The organism is Bradyrhizobium sp. CCBAU 051011 (assembly GCF_009930815.1).
GTDB lineage: Bacteria > Pseudomonadota > Alphaproteobacteria > Rhizobiales > Xanthobacteraceae > Bradyrhizobium.
In genome coordinates, this window is sequence record NZ_CP022222.1 from 7634876 (window position 1) to 7654968 (window position 20093).

17 protein-coding genes and 1 pseudogene are annotated in these 20093 nt (G+C 63.3%); 1 reads left to right on the top strand and 17 read right to left on the bottom strand.

Annotated elements, in window-relative coordinates:
- Window positions 1-6 precede the first annotated feature (6 nt).
- From ACH79_RS36050 to ACH79_RS36095, 10 genes and pseudogenes are all read right to left on the bottom strand, one after another.
- Window positions 7-378 carry a Rieske (2Fe-2S) protein gene (locus ACH79_RS36050; RefSeq protein ID WP_371419316.1) on the bottom strand — a complete coding sequence of 124 codons (372 nt, stop codon included), beginning with the start codon at window positions 376-378 and terminating at the stop codon, window positions 7-9.
- Window positions 368-1072 carry an ABC transporter ATP-binding protein gene (locus ACH79_RS36055; RefSeq protein WP_161855175.1) on the bottom strand — a complete coding sequence of 235 codons (705 nt, stop codon included), beginning with the start codon at window positions 1070-1072 and terminating at the stop codon, window positions 368-370. The genes ACH79_RS36050 and ACH79_RS36055 overlap by 11 nt, the downstream gene beginning before the upstream one ends.
- Window positions 1065-1841 (bottom strand): ABC transporter ATP-binding protein, encoded by a 777-nt coding sequence (locus tag ACH79_RS36060; protein ID WP_161855176.1) that lies wholly within the window; start codon window positions 1839-1841, stop codon window positions 1065-1067. The genes ACH79_RS36055 and ACH79_RS36060 overlap by 8 nt, the downstream gene beginning before the upstream one ends.
- The gene (locus ACH79_RS36065) at window positions 1841-2887 is read right to left on the bottom strand and encodes a branched-chain amino acid ABC transporter permease (protein ID WP_161855177.1); all 1047 of its coding nucleotides are present in this window, start codon (window positions 2885-2887) and stop codon (window positions 1841-1843) included. The genes ACH79_RS36060 and ACH79_RS36065 overlap by 1 nt, the downstream gene beginning before the upstream one ends.
- On the bottom strand, window positions 2884-3756 hold the full coding sequence (locus ACH79_RS36070; protein WP_161855178.1) for a branched-chain amino acid ABC transporter permease: 873 nt from the start codon (window positions 3754-3756) through the stop codon (window positions 2884-2886). The genes ACH79_RS36065 and ACH79_RS36070 overlap by 4 nt, the downstream gene beginning before the upstream one ends.
- A gap of 74 nt (window positions 3757-3830) precedes the next feature.
- Window positions 3831-4981, bottom strand: a pseudogene (locus tag ACH79_RS36075) (ABC transporter substrate-binding protein).
- Window positions 4982-5060: 79 nt separating this feature from the next.
- Complete coding sequence (locus ACH79_RS36080; RefSeq protein WP_161855179.1) at window positions 5061-6257, bottom strand: 2Fe-2S iron-sulfur cluster-binding protein; 1197 nt, start codon at window positions 6255-6257, stop codon at window positions 5061-5063.
- On the bottom strand, window positions 6254-7090 hold the full coding sequence (locus tag ACH79_RS36085) for a xanthine dehydrogenase family protein subunit M (protein WP_161855180.1): 837 nt from the start codon (window positions 7088-7090) through the stop codon (window positions 6254-6256). Before ACH79_RS36085 ends, ACH79_RS36080 begins: the two co-directional genes overlap by 4 nt.
- Complete coding sequence (locus ACH79_RS36090) at window positions 7087-9378, bottom strand: xanthine dehydrogenase family protein molybdopterin-binding subunit (protein WP_371419486.1); 2292 nt, start codon at window positions 9376-9378, stop codon at window positions 7087-7089. Before ACH79_RS36090 ends, ACH79_RS36085 begins: the two co-directional genes overlap by 4 nt.
- A gap of 127 nt (window positions 9379-9505) precedes the next feature.
- On the bottom strand, window positions 9506-10783 hold the full coding sequence (locus ACH79_RS36095) for an amidohydrolase/deacetylase family metallohydrolase (RefSeq protein WP_161855181.1): 1278 nt from the start codon (window positions 10781-10783) through the stop codon (window positions 9506-9508).
- A 297-nt stretch (window positions 10784-11080) separates the two neighbouring features.
- On the opposite strand from ACH79_RS36095, the gene ACH79_RS36100 reads away from it, so the two are divergent.
- Window positions 11081-11440, top strand: coding sequence for a MarR family winged helix-turn-helix transcriptional regulator (locus ACH79_RS36100; protein ID WP_246738266.1), 360 nt, complete (start codon window positions 11081-11083; stop codon window positions 11438-11440).
- 150 nt (window positions 11441-11590) lie between these two features.
- Here the strand turns inward: ACH79_RS36100 and nikE are convergent, their stop codons facing one another.
- From nikE to ACH79_RS36135, 7 genes are all read right to left on the bottom strand, one after another.
- Complete coding sequence (gene nikE, locus ACH79_RS36105) at window positions 11591-13258, bottom strand: ABC transporter ATP-binding protein (RefSeq protein ID WP_161855182.1); 1668 nt, start codon at window positions 13256-13258, stop codon at window positions 11591-11593.
- A complete protein-coding gene (locus tag ACH79_RS36110) occupies window positions 13255-14103 on the bottom strand; it encodes an ABC transporter permease (RefSeq protein ID WP_161855183.1) in 849 nt (282 codons plus the stop codon). The genes nikE and ACH79_RS36110 overlap by 4 nt, the downstream gene beginning before the upstream one ends.
- The gene (locus ACH79_RS36115) at window positions 14100-15131 is read right to left on the bottom strand and encodes an ABC transporter permease (RefSeq protein WP_161855184.1); all 1032 of its coding nucleotides are present in this window, start codon (window positions 15129-15131) and stop codon (window positions 14100-14102) included. The genes ACH79_RS36110 and ACH79_RS36115 overlap by 4 nt, the downstream gene beginning before the upstream one ends.
- A 12-nt stretch (window positions 15132-15143) precedes the next feature.
- Window positions 15144-16760: an ABC transporter substrate-binding protein gene (locus ACH79_RS36120; RefSeq protein ID WP_161855185.1), complete on the bottom strand. Its 1617-nt coding sequence runs from the start codon at window positions 16758-16760 to the stop codon at window positions 15144-15146.
- Between the two features lie 135 nt (window positions 16761-16895).
- Entirely contained in the window at window positions 16896-18332 is a 1437-nt protein-coding gene (locus tag ACH79_RS36125; protein ID WP_161855186.1) for an NAD(P)-binding domain-containing protein, read from the bottom strand.
- Window positions 18329-19090: an SDR family oxidoreductase gene (locus ACH79_RS36130; RefSeq protein WP_161855187.1), complete on the bottom strand. Its 762-nt coding sequence runs from the start codon at window positions 19088-19090 to the stop codon at window positions 18329-18331. The genes ACH79_RS36125 and ACH79_RS36130 overlap by 4 nt, the downstream gene beginning before the upstream one ends.
- A gap of 1 nt (window position 19091) precedes the next feature.
- On the bottom strand, window positions 19092-20069 hold the full coding sequence (locus tag ACH79_RS36135; protein ID WP_161855188.1) for an NAD(P)-dependent oxidoreductase: 978 nt from the start codon (window positions 20067-20069) through the stop codon (window positions 19092-19094).
- Between the last annotated feature and the right edge of the window lie 24 nt (window positions 20070-20093).

Genomic DNA, 20093 nt, shown 5'->3' on the forward strand with positions numbered 1-20093 from the left:
CATTGGCTAGGCCATGGGCTTCTTGATCGCGCCTGCGTCCGTCCAGATCTGATCGTCCCTGATCCGGACCGGGTATAGCCGCAACGGCCGGCTCGGCCAGCCGGAGGAAATCCGGCCATTACGGAGATCGAACGAGGCCGCGTGACGGGGACAGAACAAGCGCCCTCCCGACAGATGTCCAAGACTGAGGTCAGCCTGTTCGTGCGGGCATATTCGTTCGCAGGCTACCGCGCGTCCTTCGCTCCAGACCAGGATCAAGTCGACGCCGGTCACGCGGACACAGACGATCGTCTGCGAAATCAGCCGGCTAATGCCGCAGACCGGCATCCATTGCTCATCGCCCGACAACGCCGCCGTTTCAGGCCGCTCATCCGCCAAGATAGGCCTTTCGCACGTGCTCGTTCTCGATCATCTCCGCGCCAGGCCCGGACAGAACGATGCGGCCACCTTCCAAGAGATAGGCGTGGTCGCACATCTCGAGCGCCGCAAAGGCGTTCTGCTCCACCAGCAGCACCGTCGTTCCAGCATCGCGGATGCCGCGGATGATCGCAAAAGTTCGCTCGACGATGTTGGGCGCAAGCCCGAGGGAAGGCTCGTCGAACATGATCAGGCGTGGACGTGACATTAACGCCCGGCCGATCGCCAGCATCTGCTGCTCACCACCCGACAAGGTGCCGGCAGCCTGCCGCTTGCGGTCGGCAAGGCGTGGAAATTCGGCATAGATCCGATCGCGGTCGGCCGCGATCTCGGCGGTACTACTGCGCAGATAGGCCCCCATGTCGAGATTTTCCTCGACCGTCATATGAGGAAATACCCGCCGTCCTTCCGGACAATGCGCGATCCCGCAGGCCACCACGCGCGGCGGTTTGGCACCCGCAATGTCCTTGCCTTCGAACAGCATCGATCCCGAACGCGGCGCAACCAGCCCGGAGATCGCGCGCAGCGTGGTGCTCTTGCCGGCGCCATTGGCGCCGATCAAGGCGACGAGCTGCCCGGCCTTGACCTCCAGCGAAATGCCGCGGAGAGCAGTGACACCGCCATAGCCACATACCATGTCGCGAATCTCAAGCACGTGTCGCTCCCTGCCCGAGATAGGCCTCGATGACCGCCGGATCGTTCCGGATCACGTCCGGCGGTCCCTCGGCAATGATCCGGCCGTAGTTCAGCACCACGATCCTATCCGAGACACTCATCACCATCGGCATATCGTGTTCGACAAGTAGGATGGTGACGCCGCGATCCCTGATGTTGCGGACCAACTGCACGAAGGTGTGGGTTTCCGAGGCGTTCATGCCAGAGACCGGCTCGTCGAGCAGCAGCATCGACGGTTCGGCGGCCAGCGCCAGCGCCACGCCGACAAGACGCTGCTCTCCGTAGGACAGCGAGCCTGCAAGATCGTGCGCGCGGCGTTCGAGCCCGACCCATTCGACCAATTCGCTGGCGCGTTCCCGCAAACGGCGCTCCGAAGACCGCGCGCGCGGCAGGCCGAGAATGGCCTCGAGCAGGCTGACCCTCCCCTGGCGATGCAGCCCGACCAGCAGATTGTCGTAGACGGTGTCGTTCGGAAAAACGCTGGTGCGCTGGAAGGTGCGGGCCAAACCGAGATCGGCGATCTGATGCGGCTTCAATCCATTGAGCGCGGTTCCACGATAGCTCACGGCACCGCGGGTTGGGTCAAGAAAGCCCGTGACGACGTTGAAAGCCGTCGTCTTGCCGGCGCCGTTAGGCCCGATCAGGCTGACGATTTCGCCCTCGCCGACCGTAAAGTTCATGTCCGAGAGCGCGACCAGCCCCCCGAAGTGCACGGCGACCTGCTCGACCTTCAAGGCAGTCGCTATCATCACGCGTGCTCCTTGGCGTCGCGTTCGGAGAAGGCAACCGGAGCAACCGCCTCGGCCCGGCTCCGCGGTTTCACAAATCGCAGCGCCAGCGACGGTACGATCCCGCGCGGCAATATGAACAGGATAACGATCAGCACGCCGCCATACGCGATCCACTGCGCCTCCGGCGCCATGATCGGACGCAGAAACACAGGCAACAGTCCAAAGATCATGCCGCCGACGACGGGCCCGGCCAGCGACCCCTTGCCGCCGGTGATGACCATGATCACCATCGTCACCGTGTTAATGAAGGCGAACACCTCGGGATCGATGATCCGGATGTAGTGTGCATAGAGGCTGCCGGCTGCGCCTGCGATCCCGGCCGAGATCACCGCTGCCAAAGTGAGGGTCCTTGTCACGTCGATGCCGACGGATACCGCCAGCGTTTCGTTTTCCATCAGCCCACGCATGGCGCGACCGAAATGTGAATGGACCAGGCGCGAGATCAGCAGATAGGTGACAACCGCGACGGCAAGCACGAGGTAGTAGTTCTGCAGCTTGGTGCGGAGAGTCAGATCTCCGAAACCCGGCAATCCAATCGTCATCGAGGGAATGTTGGTCAGCGCCAGCGGGCCCTGCGTCAGCTCGACCCAGTTCAGCGCTACCAATCGCACCACCTCGGCAAAGGAAATCGTCACGATCACGAAATAGGCGCCGCGGACGCGAAACGACAGCAGCCCCACCAGATATCCACATAATCCAGCAACGACGATGGCCAACACGAAGCCCGCGATCGGCGGCCAGGGAGCGTGAACAATGCGAAGGCCAAAGGGCAAGCCGACATCGAAACCAAGCGACGTCAATGCGCTGACATAAGCGCCAATGCCGAAGAACGCGATGTGACCGAGGCTGAGCTGGCCGGTGAACCCGAGCAGCAGATTGAGGCTCATCGCGCCGATGATGAAGATGCCGGTCGTGATCAGCGCGTTCATGAGATACGGATCGCGCAGCCACAACGGCACCGATGCGAACGCGACGACCGTGAGAATGGCGAGTGCTGACTTCATCCGACGCGCTCCGAACGCGCGAAAAGCCCGGTCGGCTTGAAGATCAGAACCGCAATGATGATCAAAAAGCCCATGGCGTCACGGTATCCCGACGAGACATAGCCAGCGCCCAGTTCCTCCGCCAATGCCAGAATGAAGCCGCCAATGACCGCGCCGGTGATGTTGCCCAGTCCGCCGAGGATCACGATCGCGAATGCCTTGACGGCGGCGAGATCGCCCATTTGCGGGAAGATGACGTAGACCGGACCGAGCAGCGCGCCCGCCGCGGCGGCGAGGCTCGAACCGATCGCGAAGGTCGAGGTGTAGATCAGGTCGACATTGACGCCCATCAGCGAGGCGGTGTCCTGATCCTGAAACGTCGCCCGCATCGCACAGCCGAGCTTTGTCCTGTTGATCAGGAGATAGGTGACCACAATCAGTATCGCCGCAGCTGCGAGCACGAACAGCCGCAACCAGGACACCGAGACTGGTCCCAGGACCAGTGGCGCCTCGGGGAAAGGCGTGGTCACCGATTTCGCGACGCCGCCCCATATCCACAACGTGCCGGACTGCATCGCGATCCAGGCGCCGATCATGACAAGCATGGTCGTGTCGATGTCGGAGCCGCGCAGCGGCCGCAGCAGGGTCAGTTCGATCACCGCGCCAAGCAGCCAGCCCGCGAGGACGGCGAGCGGCAGCGCGAGGAAGAAGTTAATTCCGAGCTGGTGCACCACGATGAACATGATGTAGGCGCCGAACGTGTACAGCACCCCGTGCGTGAAGTTCACGACGTTCATGATGCCGAAGATCAAGGTCAGCCCGATGCCCAGCAGCGCATAGGTGCCGCCGAGCACCAGCATGTTGATCAGATGTTGCAGAAACTCGCTCAAGGTGGCTCCCGGATAATCTCAATGCCGTCGAGGGTCGCGATCCGCAGCAGCCCTCGACAGTCAGTAACGTGTCGTCAGAGCGTCTTCATGCCGATCTTGCCGTCGGTGATTTCGATCAGATAGACGTTGGGCTGGCTCTGACCGCTTTCCTTGCCTTCGGGACCGGACTTGCGGAACACGATGTCGCCGTTCAGGCCCTTCACCTTGATATCCCAGAGCGCCGCCTTTATCGCCGCAGGCTCAGCCTTGCCCGCCTTCTCGATTGCCGCCGCCACCGTGCGGATGCCGTCATAGCCACGAAAACTTTCGGTGCAGCCGGCGAAGTCGTAGCCACGCTTCTTCCATTCAGCGATGAAGTAGCTGGTCGCTTCCGGGTTCGGCGTCTTCTCGGGGAACCAGGGCAGGAAGGTCGTCAGATGCATGGTGCCGTTCGCCGCAGCACCCGCTTGTGCGATGATCTGATCGGGATTCTGCGAACCTCCGGTCGTGATGATGCGCTTCTTGAGGCCGAGGGCGGCGGCCTGCTTGAATATCAGCGTTAGCTGGTCGACCGCCGTCGTCACGATGATGGTCTCGGAATCCGTGCCCTTGAGCTTGGAGAGCTGTGCGCTCATGTCCTGGGCGCCCTGGTCCATCGTCTCGACGGTCCCGACCGCGATCCCCTTTTCCTTCATCATCTTGCTGAAATCTTCAGCGGTGCCGCGACCCCAGTCGTTGTTGATGATGAGGAAATCGACCTTCTTCAATTCGAGCTTGTCGACGATCCCCTTGAATGCCGCGGCTTCGATCGCCGATGGCGGCGAGATACGGAAGATGTAGGGGTTGCCGGTTGTGGTGATCTTGCCCGACGAGGAGGTCTCGACCACCATCGGCGTCTCGTATTCCATCAGCTTAGGCATCACGGCAAGCGTCAGGCTAGAACCCCACGCCCCCATCAGAACCGGCACCTTGTCGCTCGTGATCAGCTTTTCAGCGACGGCGGCTGCTTCGGTGGGATTGCTTTGTCCTCGATGACAAGTTCAAGCTTCTTGCCGAGAATGCCGCCCTTCGCATTGATCTCATCGGCCGCGATCTTGGCGCCGTTGACGACGTAGGTACCGGACGCGGCGAACGCGCCTGTCAGGGGCTCATTCACGCCGATCTTGATGGTTTGAGCGTTCGCGGTACCACCCAGCAAGGCGAACGCGAGCGCCATCGTCGGAACAAGTCTGAAAGTCCATGTCATGTGGTTCTCCAATCTCACGCTGTTCATCTATCCGCAGTTCAAACCTCGTCGTTTCCGCGCCACGCGGACGATCGATCCATCACGTCGCTCCGTCCTTGTTGGACGAGAAACGGCCAATCCAACCGGCGACCCGCGCACGCAAGAGACCGAAAACCAGCGCCACTCCATTCAGCTCGGCCGCTGTGGCGTCGTCCGGTGACGAACCCGACAGGCGGCGGTCGAGATTGCCGGCAAACTCCGCGATCAGACGCGCCGCGAGATCGCGCACCAGCCCCGGCCTCCCGACCTGCGCCAGCACGCCCGTGAGCGTGTATCCGATGGAAAGATCGACGCGCGTCCCGTGCTCGAGCGGCACCAGCCGGTAGCGAATTTCGCCCTGCGTCGAAGACCGGCTACGCCGGTCATTGCCGATGCCGACGATGCGGCCGGACATGTCAGCGGGGTTTTGCTCGACGCGTGCGACGCCCTGGAACGTCGCGGCGATCGGACCGATCCTGACCCGGATCGCTCCTTCGATCCGCTCCGGCTTCGGCGACGCCGTCAATGACGCACCAGGAAGACAGGCCGCGACGGCTGCGATGTCGTCGAACATCGCAAATACTTGCTCGGGCGGATGCGCGACGCTGAATTGCTGCTCCAGGACGGTGGCCGGGATGAAATCCGGAATCGAAGGAACCGAACCGGCCGCTTCGGGCGATGTTGGCTCGCTTTCGACCGATCGCATGCATTCGGTCCGGTCCGCGTCGCTGCGACCTGAGCCAACGGGACCCAAGATCTTTCGTCCTCCGTCCGGCATCGGTGCGATACTGCGAGCGCGCCGCGCTTCGATCACGGATTGCACCGCCCGCACGATTCCGACATAGCCGGTGCACCGGCACAGATTGCCGCTCAATCCGACGCGGATCAGGCGCTCGTCGGCTTGCGGCAGGCGCAGCACCAGATCGCGCGCCGAGACCAGCATTCCCGGTGTACAATAGCCGCATTGCAGCGCATGCTCGCGGGTGAAGGCCGCGCGAAGCTCTGTCGTAACGCTATCCTCATCGAGGCCTTCGATCGTGGTAACCTCAGCCCCTTCACAGGCCACCGCATACGTGATGCACGAGCGCGCCGGCACGCCATCGAGCAGCACCGTGCAAGCGCCGCAAACGCCGTGTTCGCAGCCAAGATGCGTGCCGGTCAGATCGAGCTTCTCGCGGACGAAATCCGCAAGATTGGTGCGCGGTTCGGCTGATACCTGCACGGCGCGCCGGTTCACGGTGAGTGCGATCACGCTCATGCGGCGGCCTCGCTGACCGCACGCTTGAGCACGTTCACATGAATATGACGATGCACCGCGTTCGAGACGCCCGCCTTTGCCAGCAGGACATCAGCGACACGCGCGTCGAAGCGATCCTTGTAGTCGCCGGCAATGCGCCCACCGAACAGCTCTGCAGCATCCGTGATGACGATCGGCGCGGCATCGATCGCACCGATCACGACGCGGGCGGTCGCAGCGCTCGGATCGACCAGGATTGCGCCGATCGCATGCGCGAACTCGCCTGTCTTGCGGCAACTCTTGGCATAGCCCCAGTGCGCCGATGCCGGTATCGCCGGGACATGAACGGTTTCGACGATCTCGCCATCGCTCAGCGCAGATTCGAGTGCGGCGACGATGAAGTCCTCCATCGTGACCATCCGCGCACCCACGCGGCTTCGCAGCGTCAACCGCGCACCCAGCGCCGAGAGCGCGGATACCCAGTCTGCCGCAGGATCGGCATGGCTGAGCGACCCGCCCACCGTGCCGCGATTGCGCACGGCGCGGTAGGCGATGTTGGCGGCGACGCGCTGCATGGCGCCGCGCGTGACGTCCGGAATTCGTCCATCCTCGATGTCGGCATGGGTGACACATGCCCCAAGCACGAGTTCGTCGCCACGACGCTCGACCTGCTTGAGCTCGGCAAGACCGCTGATGTCGACGATCAACTGCGGCTCGACCAGCCGCAGATTGAGCATGGGACCAAGCGACTGACCGCCGGCAATGATCTTGGTGGAAGTCTTGGTCTCGCCGAGCACGGCAAGTGCCGCCTGCAAGTCGCGTGGACGTTCGTAGCCGAAAGGCGCCGGTTTCATGCCGCCGGCCTTTCTGCGTCGCGCGCGGCCAGAACCGCCTCGACGACGCGATAAGGCGTAATCGGCGACTGCATCAGCTCCACGCCGAGCGGCCGCAGCGCGTCGTTGACGGCGTTGGCGATCGCGGCCGGCGGGGCGATGGCGCCGCCCTCGCCGATGCCCTTCACGCCGAACTGCGTGTAGGGCGACGGCGTCTCCATGTGATCGAGACGCGGCGCCGGCACTTCGGTGGGCCCGGGCAGCAGATAGTCCGCGAGCGTCGTTGCCAACGGTTGACCAGCCGCGTCGAACGGCATCTCCTCGTACAGCGCGGTACCGATGCCCTGCGCCAGGCCACCATAGATCTGGCCGTCCACCACCATCGGATTGACGAGAACGCCGCCGTCCTCGACGATGACGTAATCGAGGATCTCGACCTCTCCGATGTCAGGATCGACGGCAACGACCGCGGCATGCGCGGCATAGCTGAAGGTCCCGGTGTCGCGCTGCGGCTTGTAGCCTGCCGTGACCTCCAGTCCGCCGGGATCGACATCAGCAGGCAGATCCTGCGGCCGGCGATACCAGGTATGGGCGATTTCCTTCAGGGTGACGCTGCCGTTGACGCCACGAACCTCGCCGTTCTGCAGCACCACCGCAGCCGGATCGTGCTGCAACAGCTTGGCGCCGATGCGTCTGGCGCGTTCGCCCAACTCACGGCAAGCGGTTGCGACCGCACCGCCCGCCATCACCATCGAACGCGAACCCCAAGTACCGGTGGAATACGGCGTCATCGCCGTGTCGCCGAGGACGATGCGGACCTTGGCGACGTCGACGCCGAGCATTTCGTGCGCGACCTGGGCGAGCGTCGTTTCCATCCCCTGCCCGTGGGAATGCACCCCCACTCGCAGTTCGAGGCCGCCGTCCGGCGTCAAGCGCGCAGACGCCTGCTCGTGTCCGGGCACCATCGGGATGCCCCAGCCGGAATAGACCGACGTGCCATGCGCGGCCTGCTCGCAATAGATGGAGACGCCGACGCCGATCCGGCGTCCATCTGCCTCGCCCCTGTGCTGACGCGCGCGCACGCCTTCGACGTCGATGGACGCCAACGCCCGTCTCATCGCCTCGGGATAGTCGCCGCTGTCGAAGTGTTTGTTGGTGATGTTGTCGAACGGCATCTGCTCCGGCCGCACCAGATTGCGCAAGCGCACTTCGCCCGGCTCCAGCCCGGCTTGCGCCGCGACAAGATCGAGCATCAGTTCCAGCGCGAAGCAGACGCCGGTGCGGGCCACGCCGCGATAAGGCAGGATCGGACACTTGTTGGTGGCGACCGAAAACGTCCGGCAGCGATAGGCCGGCATCAAATAAGGTCCAGGCAGGATGCTGGCGACCTGCGCCGCCTCAAGGCACGCCGAGAACGGATATGACGAGTAAGCACCGGAATCGACGGTCGCTTCGCAATCGATGCCGCGCAGCCGGCCGTCACGGTCGGCATAGACGGTGATTTTGTAGTGGTGCTCGCGGCAGTTGGAGCTGGCGGTGAGATGCTCGCGGCGGTCCTCGGTCCAGCGCACGGGATGACCGCGACGCATCGTCAGCCATGAGAGGCAGACTTCTTCTGGCAGAAGGATTCCCTTGTGCCCGAAGCCGCCGCCGACGTCGGGCGAAACGATGCGGATTCGGCCCTGCTCCATGCCGAGGCATTCGGCAAGGCCGCTGCGCGTGATGTGCGGCATCTGGGCCGAGGAATAGAGCGTGAGCTGGTCGAGACGGTGATCGAAGGTCGCGACCACGCCGCGCCCCTCGAGCGGCGACATGCACTGCCGCGCCGTCGATATCTCGCGCGACACCTTGATCGGCGCATCGAACGCCCTGGAGATGTCGACCTCGAAATTGGTTTCGAGAAAGACGTTATCGCCCCAATGCTCGTGCACGAGAGCCGAACCCGGCTCGCGCGCCTTCCGCATGTCATAGACGGCAGGAAGCTCTTCGAGATCGAGCATCACCGCTGCCGCAACATCCTCGGCCTCGGCACGCGTCGGCGCGACGCACATGGCGACGAGTTCGCCGACCTGACGCACCTTGCCGGTGGCCAGCACCGGCTGTTCGGAAATCTTGAATCCCGGCAACCCAGACACTGCGCGGATCGGATTGACGCCTGCTAGATCCACCGCGGTGAAGACGCTGCCGCGATAACGCTCCGGCACGTGGATGCCACGGACCAGCGCATGCGCCAAAGGGCTGCGTACAAAAGCAACGTCTTGCAGCCCGGCGAGGCGGATGTCGGCCACGAACTGGCCGCGGCCCCGCATCAGCCGATCGTCTTCCTTTCGCGGCAGCCGAGCGCCGACGCCTTGTCCGGCGCCCGCCCCGCCTGCGGAAGGAAACTCGCGCTCATTGCGCACGGTGACGCTCTCCTCGATCGGGCTGATGCTGCTCCTACGCCGCAACCGCCTGCGGCAAAATTGGCGCCACTGCGTCGTATCGCGCACCCGCGCGCAAGCAGAACTCAGGCTGCAGCAGACGCTCAGCGACGACTTCATTGTTCTCGTTGTCACGAAGGGCAAATCGTCCGGTTCGCTCTCCGATCACCGAGACGTCGGCGTCCCTGCCGATCTTGAGGGCGCCGATTTCGTCAACCCGATCGAGCATCCTGGCCGGGTTGGATGTGACCATCGGCACGACCTGCTCGAGCGTGAGCCCGAGCGCCATCATCGAACTCATCGCCTGGACCAGGCTGAACTTGGCCTGGCCGGCGAAGGGATGATTTTCGTCGTCCTCATGCTGGTCGGGTGTGCCGGCGGGCGCAGGCACATGGGTATTGTAACCGTGAATATCAGCGCCGAGCGTGGTCGGAATGATTCCAGCGGCGATCGCTTTCCTGGCGAGACGATAGGAGAAATGACTGCCGTGACCAACGTCGACCTTCAAGCCGCGATCGAGCGCCGCCTGGATCACCGGATGCACTTCACCGTCACGGTTGACGAAGCCTCCGGGATGACGCGTGAAGGGATGCGCCAGCACGTCGCCTTCTCGCAGCAAGGGAATCACGCGCGCCAAAATCGTATCGACGTCTTCGCCATTGGTGCCGCTTTCAGGCAGGCCCCAGAGCTGGCCGAAGTGCACATAGACCGGCAGATCTGCGCGGCGTCCAATCTCCGCCGCCATTTCGATAACGCGAATACCCCAACGCGCGAAACCGCCGATCTCGGCATGAGCCTTGATGCCGCGAACAATGTCGAGATTGGCCGTCGCCGCCTTCACCGTGGCGTCGATATCGACACCTTCAGGACTATAGAGTTGCGGATAGTAATGGCCCTCGAGCCCACCGACCAGGTAAGCCGACAGGAAGGCATAAACGCGCGATTTCGCAGGCTCGGCGACGAAGTGTCGGAAACCGGGCAGCGTCATGCAGGACGGGCCACCTTGATCGACCAAGGTCGTCACGCCGGACTGGACGCCCACCATGTCGGCATTCATGCCGAAGCGGCCGGTGACATACTGATAGACATGCGCGTGGGTATCGATGAGGCCCGGCAATACCAGCTTGCCGGTTACGTCGATCACCTCTCTGGCGCTGGTCGGCAAAATGTCGCTCTGCACCGCCGCGATCTTGCCATTGCGGATGGCGACATCCCTGATCCCGTCGATGCCGGAGGCCGGGCAGATCACGCGGCCGCCGCGCAGAAGCTGGTCGAAGGTGGCGCTGATCGACATGAACAATCTCTCCTGTCTTCGCCGGCGGCGTCACCCCGCCGTCGCCAGAATACGAAGCATACTTCGTATTTTACAAGAGCAAACTTCATGCCATGATCTTCCCGTGGCGAAGCCGATCGAATCGAGCTATTCGCGCTGACGTTCCGAGGCTGGGAGAGTGCGTTGCGGAAAGCAAAAAAGCGTCATGGCGAGACCAGACATCGCCCGTGGCCGCTGTCAGAACGACCGGGCTTTCTGATCCGGCGGCTGCATCAGATTCACGTCGCGCTGTTCCAGGAAGCGTGCGGAGAATTCGAGGTGACGCCGCTGCAATACAGCCTGCTTTCGGCGCTCGCGGTGCGGAAAACCGCCGATCAGACCACGTTGGCGGCCGATATCGCGTTGGACAGGACGACGACGACCGGCGCGCTCAAGCGGCTGGCCGCTCACAATTATGTCGAGAGAGCCGTAAATGATGAGGACCGCCGCGCGCGGCTCTGTAAATTGACGCCGGCGGGAGCGGCGCTTCTGGCAAAAATCGAGGCATCAGCGCGGGCCGCGCACCGCGCCACGCTCGATAATTTAAGTGAACGGGAGCAGGCCGTATTCGTCGAAATGATGCAGCGCATCGTCGCAGCGCACTCCAATCGCGACAGCGGTACTGCCCTATTCGATTGAGCACCACGGTGTCATCTGCCGCCTTTTTAATTCGTACTGCATAATTTGTAGTCATTCGACCGCGGTGCATTCCAATGGACGCAGAGGAACGCCGCCGCAACTGATCGAGCGGAAGCGGCTCCTTGCAGTGGGTCGTGGCCGTCAATGGTGTCAGGTCGCGAACGCAGCTAGCCCGGGCTCGATATGCGGCACGGCATCGACCAGTTCGCGTGTGTAAGCGGTTTTCGGATTGTCAAACATGGCCCGGCTTTCGCCCTGTTCGACGATGCGGCCGTTCTGCAGAACGATGGTTCGATCGCACATCATGCGAACGACGTTGAGGTCGTGGCTGACAAAAAGGAAGGCCAAATCATCCTCGCGCCGCAACCGGTCAAGCAGTTGAAGCACCACCGCCTGCACCGAGACATCCAGCGCCGCCGTCGGCTCGTCCAGCACCAAGAGGCGCGGCCGGCAGGCGATGGCGCGGGCAATGCCGACACGGGCCTTTTGACCGCCTGAGAGTTGATGCGGAAAGCGCGTCAGCAATTCGATCCCCAATCCCACGCGCTGCGCACACTCTTCCACTCGCTGCCGTAGCGCGTCGCCCGGGCGCATGCCGCCAAGCCGCAGCAGCGGATGGGCGATGCAATCAAAGGCGGTGAAACGCGGATTGAGGCTGTCGTTCGGATCCTGAAAGACGATCTGGATATCCTTGCGAAACGGCGACCGGTGAAAATCGCGGGCCGGGATATGGCCGATCGACTGTCCCTCGAACGCGATCTCCCCCTCGCTCGGATCGATCAGCCGGCAGATGATGCGCGACGTCGTGCTCTTGCCGGAACCGGATTCGCCAACCAGACCGACGCTCTCGCCGGCGGTGATCGTCATTGAAAAATCTGCTACCGCCGCGGCACCCTGATCGAACCGCTTAACGAGTTTCTGCACCTCCAGCAGCGGCGGGGTACCCGGCGCCGGCTCCGGCCGGGATGCGACGTGCGTCGCAATTTGCCGCCCCCGCTCCTCTTCCGGCACCAAATCCGCGATCCGCGAACTCGCCGTGGGCGAAGCCGCCACCAGACGTTTGGTGTAAGGGTGTTGTGGCGCGTGGAAGAGAGTCTTCGGCTCGGCCTCCTCGACCAGCCGGCCCTGCTCCATCACCACGACGCGGCGACAGTAGCGGGCGGCGAGACCGAGGTCATGGGTGATCAGGATGGTCGCCATGCCGCGCTCGGCCGCAATGCCGATCAGAAGGTCCATCACGACCTTCTGCGTCGTGACGTCGAGGCCGGTGGTCGGCTCGTCGGCGATCAGGAGCGCCGGGTTGCAGGAAATCGCCATGGCGATCATCACACGCTGGCACATGCCGCCGGAGAGCTCGTGCGGGTAAGCAGCCATCCGCTTTTCGGGATCGCGAATTTGCACGGCGCGCAGCAGCTCCAGCGCCTGCGCGCGCGCCTGATCGCGGGGCATTCGCTTGTGGGCCGTGATCGCATCGGCGATCTGGTCGCCGACGGCACGGATCGGATTGAGTGCTGCACGCGGGTTCTGGAAGATCATCGCCATCGCCGCGCCGTGCAGATGGCGGAAATCACCCGCCGATATTCGCGTGATGTCCTGCCCACGAAACCGGATATGGCCTGCCGTGACCCGCCCGGCCGCATCGAGCAGCCGCGTGATCGCAAAGCCGGTGACGGACTTGCCCGAGCCGCTCTCGCCGACAAGGCCGAGCATCTCGCCCTCGCCAAGCGACAGCGTGACACCGCGCACCGCCTCGACAAGGCCACGCCGCGTCGAGAAGGTCACGTGCAGGTCGCTCAGTGCGAGCAGCGACTGGGTCATGTTCGCATGCGGGGGTCAAGAATATCGCGCACCCCGTCGCCGAGCAGGTTGAAGCACAGCACCGTCAGCATCAGCGCCAGGCCTGGAAAGGCGACCAGCCACCATTTGCCGGTGGAAATGAAGCGCGCGCCCTCCGCAACCATGATGCCCCATTCCGGCGTTGGCGGTTTGACGCCGAGGCCGATGAAGGAGAGTCCAGCCGCATTGAGGATCGCCCAGCCGAGATTGAGCGATATCTGCACGGCCATGGCCGGCAGCACGTTCGGGAGCAGGAAGCGCAGCACGACCGAGAGGTGGCTGTCGCCGCAGGCGCGCGCCGCTTCAACCCAGCCGACATTGCGGCGGACATTCACCTCCGCCCGCGCAAACCGGATGTAGAACGGCAGATTGATGATGGCCGTCGCGATAACGATGTTCTCGACCCGGTTGCCGAGTGCCGCGACCATCGCCATTGCCAGCACGAAAAGCGGAAAGGCCATCACGACATCGACGAAGCGGCCGACGCCGCGATCGAGCCGGCCGCCGACATAGCCGCAGATCGCGCCGATAACGGCTCCGATGGCAAAGGAGATTCCGACCGCCGAAACGGCAATGGCGAGATCGAGCCGTGCTGCAACGATAAGGCGGCTGAACACGTCGCGGCCGAGCTGATCGGTACCGGCGATGTGCGCCGCGCTCGGTGGCATCAGGGCTTGCGACACGTTCGAGACGATCGGATCGTACGGCACGATCCACGGCCCGAAAATCGCGATGAGTGCAAGCAGGAAAACGCCGGCAGCGGCAACGGCGGTGAGCGGGTTGCCGCGCAGGATCCAGCCGGCATGGCGAAGCGTCGCTGAGGTCATCCGATTGTCACCCGTGGATCGGCGATGCCATAAAGGATATCCACCAGCAGATTGACGATCACAAACACGGTGGCCATCAGCAGCACAAAACCCTGCACCGGCGCATAATCGGAAGACAGCAGCGCATCGAGCGCGTAGGAGGCGACGCCCGGCCAGGAGAACACCTTCTCGACCAGAACATTGGCGCCGAGCATGGTCGAGAACACGATGCCTGCGATGGTAATGACCGGCAGTATGGCGTTTCGGAGTGCATAGGTGACGACGACCCGCCACCAGGGAAGGCCTACGGAACGCGCGGTGCGTACGAAATCGCTGCCCAACGAGACCAGCATCGAGGCCCGCGTGATGCGCGCTAGCGGCGCCACCACGAACAGCGCCATGCTCAGCGCCGGCAAGATCAATTGCCTGAAGGCGGCCCACCATCCATCGAAATCGCCTGCGAGCAGGAAGTCGATCAGCAGGAAGCCGGTCCGCCGGGGCGGCAGCGACGCAAAGATATCAACCCGGCCGGTCGGGTCGGGCGCGAGCCCGAGCAGGTAGTAGAACACATAGATCAGCAGCAGGCCCGAAACGAACGTCGGTACGCAGACGCCAAGCGCGCAGAAAAACCGCACGCCGTGGTCGATGAGGGAGCCCGGTCTCAGCGCCGCTAGCACACCGAGCGGCACCGCCGTCACCAGTGCGATCAACAGCGCCGTGAAGGTAAGCTCCAGCGAAGCCGGCAGCCGCTCGCGGAGGTCCTTCGTGACCAGCTGCCCGGTCATCATCGATCTGCCGAGATTGCCGCTGCCGACATCATAGAGATACAGCATCAGTTGTTCCGGCACCGGCTTGTTGAGGCCCATCTGCTTGCGGATGACCTCGATCTCCTCTTTGCCAGCATTCGGCCCCGAAGCGAAGAACACCGCGGGATCCCCCGGCAGCACCCGCATCAAGAGGAAGGTGAAGACGAGCACGCCAAAGAGCGCCGGCAGCGAGGACAGGAAGCGCCTGCCCGCCCGTACCACCGTTGCTCCAAGGGCCTGCATCTGACTGACCTGTTACTTGCGATTGAGATCGCGATAGTCCACCTGGCGGTGGAACTGGTAGGTGTAACCCTCGACCGAGGACGCCATCACGGCGTCCTGGCTGGGCTGCCAGAGCGGTATCTGCGGTATCTCGCTGAAATGGATGGCGTTGAGCTTGATGCCGTCTTCCTCATACTTGGCCGCATCGGGTTCGAAACGAGCTTTCTGCGCGATCTCCACCAGTTCCGGATTGTTGATCGACGAGTAATTCCAGCGCTGATTGCCGGTGTAGAAGTTGCGGTAGAAATAGTCGGTCGACGGCAGCCAAGCGACGATACCCTCGGTGAAGAAGGGAAGCTTTTTCTCATTGATCTGCGTCGACATCTGGGCATCCGGCAGCTTCTGGATATCGACCTTGATCCCGATCTTGGCCAGCGATTCCTTCACCAGCGCCGCCATCGGTTCGGCGGTCGACGCCTGGCCGACATTGAAGCTGAACGTGGTCGAGAAGCCGTCAGGCATGCCTGCCGCCTTCAGATATTCCTTGGCCTTGTCGAGGTCGAGCTTCACCGGCTGCGGGATCGGATAGGCGCCGCTCGATGGCTTGCCATCCGCCCATGTCGCGCCGAACAGCGGCGAGCCGCGGCCGAACAGTGCCGCCTTGAACATGTCGTCATAGGGCAACGCAAAGGCGATGGCGCGGCGCACATTGACGTTATCGAATGGCGGGATCTGGTTGTTCATCGAGACGAAGGTGACGGCGTTGTACTGGGGCGTCGAGATCACCTTCAGCTTGGCCTTTGCCTCGAGCGACTGGACGTCACTCGCCTGCAGATCGATGACGAGATCGGCGTCACCGCGCTCGACCAGATTGGCGCGCGTCGCCGGCTCCGGCACCGACTGCACGATGACGCGCTTGAAGAACGCCGACTTGTCGGCGGTGCCGCGATTCCATTCCGCGTTACGCGCCATGATCACCTGCTCGCCGGGCTTGAAGATCTCGATCTTGTAGGCGCCGCTACCGGCCGTGTTCTCCTTCAACCATGCCAGTGCCCAGGGATCGTCTGGCGTCGCATGCGCCTTCGCAACCTTGGAGTTGAAGATGATCGGATAGACGGTCGCGAGATTGGGAAGCGCCAATTTATCCGGTTTCGGCAACGTCACCTCGATGGTCAAGGGATCGATCACCTTGAACTGGTCAGCCGATGTCATCGATCCCGTAAGGAGCTGTGCCTTGCCGAGAACCGGCGCCGTGACAACCCGGTCAAGCGACCATTTGACGTCTTCCGCCGTTACCGGCGTGCCGTCCTGAAACTTGGCGTCCTTGCGCAGGCGGAATGTCATCTTCAGCCCGTCCGGGCTGACTTCGTACGTTTCCGCCAGCTCCCCCGTGATCTTGCTGAGGTCAAACACCCATTTGCCGTTGAGCTGCTTGCGGCCGAAGGAAACCAGCCGGTCGTAGGTACTCAGACTCACCGCAAAAGCTTCGCGGGTCGACCCTGGAATATTCGGGTCGAGCGTATTGACGGAAGCGCCGGTCACGTAGCGCAATGTTTCGGCGCGCGTTTGCGCCTGCACCGATCCAGCAGCCAACGAAACCGCAATAAAGGCAGCCACCGGAAGCAGACGCCTGGATCCTGTAACGCTCATCGGACTTATTCCCTGTTTTGCCAAGTTTTCTGAATGAGAACATCAACTTAAAAGCAAGGGATATGCCAACCAGACCCGCCGGAAGCACAAGCATAGTAGGTATGAGCCAAGCTCCCTAACGTCATCGAAATCGTTTCACCGTTTCTCGCCGGCGGCCGGCACTTGCCGCTCGACGACCGCCTGAGGCACGTCATACGCCTTGAACGAAGCCCAGTGCCGTTCGATGTCCGCGCGAAACAGGCCGCGTGTCAACCCATGCACGAGTTTCGGCACCGCCGTGGTCATCGCATTGATCGATGAGCCCGACGCGCCGAAGCTCATGGTGGAGGCGATCGCGAAGACATGGACATCCGCAATCCAGGGCGTTTCGCCTGCGATGCGCTCCATCAGCGCATAGTCGTCAGCGAGATAGGGAAAGCGCCCAAGCCGCGGGCTGCGCTCGTCCGGCGGCGGCTGGTAGCGGTCGGCCCAGGTTGCGATGTTGGCGGCGCAGTTTCGCAGCTCGGGCCGGCCTGCAAAATTCATGTCGATGCCGGTGCCGCAAATCACGAAGTCGGTTGCGAACCCGCCCCGCGGCGTCTGCAGTTCGACACCGCGAGCCGTTTCCCTGGCGGCTTCGATCGGTGCGCTCTCTTGCAGATAAAAATTGGCATGGCGGGCGCAGCGATCGTAGGTCGCTTGCGGAAAGCCTTCCCGCATCTCCAGAACGGCGCGCATGAAGCGCCAGCGCCAGGCATCATCCAGATCGCAAAAATGCCGAAGGAAGCCGCGGAAGGTAAGCCAACGATAGGGCTGGATCACCTGGATCTCCGCCCTGCGGCAAAACAGATGCACCTCGGCCGCGCCAGCCTCCAGCGCGGTCGCGGCATTGTCGAAAGCCGAGGCCCCGGCGCCGATCACCGCAACCCGTTTGCCACGCAGACGCGCGAAGTCGATCGGCTGCGCCGCATACACGCAAAGCGACGGCGGCAGATGGCGCAGCGGCTCCGGAACGGTCCAGTCGCCCATGCCTTCCTGCCCCGTCGCCAGCACGATCTTGCGCGCAAAGACAATGTCGACACCATCAGTGGTCTGCACCTTGGCCGCGAGCAATCCACCTGCTGTAGGCGAAATCTCGATGACCTCGCAACCATTGCGCACCGGCAGGTCCAGGACGCTCCTGAACCAGAGCAGGTATTCCGCCCAATGCTCGCGCGAAATCAGGTCGAGATTCCGCCAATCCTGCTCACCGAAGCGCGCCTCGTGCCAGGACTGGTAGGTCAGGCTGGGAATATCAAGATCAGGCCCGGTGAAATGCTTCGGACTGCGCAGCGTATGCATGCGGGCATAGGTGAGCCACGGCCCTTCCCATCCCTCCTCGGATTTGTCGAGCACAAGGATGTTGCTCACTTGCGAACGCATCAGCCCAAACGCTGTCGCGAGACCCGATTGGCCCGCGCCTACCACGAGCACATCCAGTGCCGGTCTGTCGTCCGGCGCGAGTCTGGGCGTAAGCCACGCGGCATCCGGATGCGCGGTCTTGGCAAGATCGGCGCGAACCCGGGCTTCGAGAGCGATAAGGGCGCTACTCATGCTACGAGCCAACCGCCATCGACCACCATCACGGTGCCGGTCGTAAAGGAAGACGCATCGCTGGCAAGATGGAGCGCGGCCTCGGCCACCTCCTCTGCCTTGCCAAACCGCTTCATGGCGTGACGGTTGCGCGATGCTTCTTGCACCGGCTCGGGGTCGGCGTGACGGGCAAAACTGCGCCGCAGCATCGGTGTGTCGATGGCGCCCGGCGCAATCGCATTGACGCGGATGCCGTCGGCTGCGAAGTCGAGCGCCATCGTCCGGGTCAGGCTGATGATCGCCCCCTTCGCGGCGATATAGGCGCTGTTGCCCTTGCCGCCGGCGATTGCGAGTTGCGATGCCAGCGTGATGATCGAGCCGCCGCCTTGCCGCTGCATCTCGGGCACCACCGCGCGTGACCAAAGCCAGGTACCACCGACATTGGTACGGAACACCGCATCCCAATCGTCGGGATCGGTGGTCAGCACCGTGCCGCCGCAGGAAAAGCCGGCAGCGGCCATCAGCACATCCAGCCGCCCGCGCCGCGCCAAGACATCGCCCACGGTATCTTTCGCGAAATCGACCTCGCTGACATCGCCGACATGGACCGATGCTTCGCCTTTGGCGCCCTCGATCGCCGCCAGCGTCTCCTGCAAGCCCGCGCGGTCGCGATCGACCAGCGCAACAAAGGCACCTTCCTTAGCGAAAAGCACCGCGCTGGCCCGGCCGATGCCGGAGCCGGAGCCGGTCACGATCGCGGTCCGCCCTGCCAGTCTCATGTCAGGCTCCCCCTCGATGCCCGGTCCACCAACGGCTCAGATCGGCAGCCGAATCCGCGCAGCCGAACCGCGCGCGCCAGCCGAACTCCTTTGCCATGCGCGCGACCGACAGCGGTGCCCGGTCGGCCGGACTATGCAGGTCGACCGTTGCCACTTCACTGGTATCCGTCAGCCGGCAGATGAAGCCGGGATGCAAGGCGGCCAGTTCCTGGCCCCATTGCAGCGCCGACCATTCCACGCCGGTTGAAATGTTATAGAGCTGATGCTCCGGCTTCGCGGCCTCGATCAGCAATGTCACGGCCTCCGCAATATCCACGGCATAGATCCAGTCCCTGACGCCCGGACGCGGCAGAACCGCCTCGCGCCCGTCTTGCATCGCGGCCAGAATCTGGGCCTGCGGGCTTGGCGTGTCGCGCACGTCGTTGCTCCGCTCCCAGGGCCCGAACACCGCGCTCAACCGCATGCTGATGATCTCGCATTGCCAGAGACTGGCCAGACGCGCGGCAACTTTCTCGGAAGCGAATTTGGTGATGGCATAGAGCGAGGCCGGATCGCAGAGAGTCTCTTCATCGAGCAGCACGTCCCGGAATGCGCTCGCGCCGTAGGCCGCCGCGGACGACAGATTGATGATGCGTTTAACGCCGCTGCTTCGCGCCGCAATCAGGATCGGCGTCTGAGCCAACAGGTTTGCCCGTAAGATGGTCTCGGGATCACTCGCCTCACGCGCCGGTCCGGCGGTGATCGCTGCGCCCAGAATGATGGCGTCATAACCCGACGCGATCACCGCTTCCACGGCCTGACTATCCGTGACATCGCTCTGGATCGCCGTCAGCCGATCGCCGTGAAGGGCAAACTCCTTCCTTGCCTCAGGCGGCAAGCCCGCGCGGTCGAACAACGTCACCGCATGATCGCGCGCCAGCAGTGCCGCGGCGATATTGAGCCCGACGAAACCGGCGCCGCCGAAGACAAGGACTCTCATCGCTCAATCCGACATTGCGGCGGA

What these genes read in the sequence shown, in the direction of transcription:
- ACH79_RS36135 (WP_161855188.1), bottom strand. Translation starts at nt 20,069, where the DNA reads ATGAGAGTCCTTGTCTTCGGCGGCGCCGGTTTCGTCGGGCTCAATATC.
- ACH79_RS36120 (WP_161855185.1), bottom strand. Translation starts at nt 16,760, where the DNA reads ATGAGCGTTACAGGATCCAGGCGTCTGCTTCCGGTGGCTGCCTTTATT.
- ACH79_RS36125 (WP_161855186.1), bottom strand. Translation starts at nt 18,332, where the DNA reads ATGAGTAGCGCCCTTATCGCTCTCGAAGCCCGGGTTCGCGCCGATCTT.
- ACH79_RS36090 (WP_371419486.1), bottom strand. Translation starts at nt 9,378, where the DNA reads ATGCGGGGCCGCGGCCAGTTCGTGGCCGACATCCGCCTCGCCGGGCTG.
- ACH79_RS36065 (WP_161855177.1), bottom strand. Translation starts at nt 2,887, where the DNA reads ATGAAGTCAGCACTCGCCATTCTCACGGTCGTCGCGTTCGCATCGGTG.
- ACH79_RS36085 (WP_161855180.1), bottom strand. Translation starts at nt 7,090, where the DNA reads ATGAAACCGGCGCCTTTCGGCTACGAACGTCCACGCGACTTGCAGGCG.
- ACH79_RS36095 (WP_161855181.1), bottom strand. Translation starts at nt 10,783, where the DNA reads ATGTCGATCAGCGCCACCTTCGACCAGCTTCTGCGCGGCGGCCGCGTG.
- ACH79_RS36130 (WP_161855187.1), bottom strand. Translation starts at nt 19,090, where the DNA reads ATGAGACTGGCAGGGCGGACCGCGATCGTGACCGGCTCCGGCTCCGGC.
- ACH79_RS36080 (WP_161855179.1), bottom strand. Translation starts at nt 6,257, where the DNA reads ATGAGCGTGATCGCACTCACCGTGAACCGGCGCGCCGTGCAGGTATCA.
- ACH79_RS36110 (WP_161855183.1), bottom strand. Translation starts at nt 14,103, where the DNA reads ATGACCTCAGCGACGCTTCGCCATGCCGGCTGGATCCTGCGCGGCAAC.
- nikE (WP_161855182.1), bottom strand. Translation starts at nt 13,258, where the DNA reads ATGACCCAGTCGCTGCTCGCACTGAGCGACCTGCACGTGACCTTCTCG.
- ACH79_RS36115 (WP_161855184.1), bottom strand. Translation starts at nt 15,131, where the DNA reads ATGCAGGCCCTTGGAGCAACGGTGGTACGGGCGGGCAGGCGCTTCCTG.
- ACH79_RS36060 (WP_161855176.1), bottom strand. Translation starts at nt 1,841, where the DNA reads ATGATAGCGACTGCCTTGAAGGTCGAGCAGGTCGCCGTGCACTTCGGG.